We start from the raw sequence: 318 nt of genomic DNA on the forward strand, positions 1-318 counted from the left end.
TTTAATCTTGACGATGACCTACTCTCACATGGGGAAACCCCACACTACCATCGGCGATGCATCGTTTCACTGCTGAGTTCGGGATGGGATCAGGTGGTTCCAATGCTCTATGGTCGTCAAGAAATTCTGTGTACCAGTGCGTTGCGCTTGCAACGTGCCGGTGAAATTCATGGACTTCTACATAAACAAAACCCCTGTTTGCGTTAGCAAACAGGGGCTTTGGAATTTAATCTTGACGATGACCTACTCTCACATGGGGAAACCCCACACTACCATCGGCGATGCATCGTTTCACTGCTGAGTTCGGGATGGGATCAG

Annotated in this window: 2 rRNA genes; both read right to left on the minus strand. The window is 49.1% G+C overall.

Going from position 1 to position 318, the window contains the following annotated elements:
* Positions 1–5: 5 nt before the first annotated feature.
* Positions 6–121 (minus strand): 5S ribosomal RNA (gene rrf / locus AACU78_RS19160).
* Between the two features lie 109 nt (positions 122–230).
* Positions 231–318, minus strand: a 5S ribosomal RNA gene (gene rrf, locus AACU78_RS19165); the annotation flags it as partial.

Origin of the sequence: Pseudomonas sp. R9.37 (assembly GCF_963878885.1) — a bacterium.
Taxonomy (GTDB): domain Bacteria; phylum Pseudomonadota; class Gammaproteobacteria; order Pseudomonadales; family Pseudomonadaceae; genus Aquipseudomonas.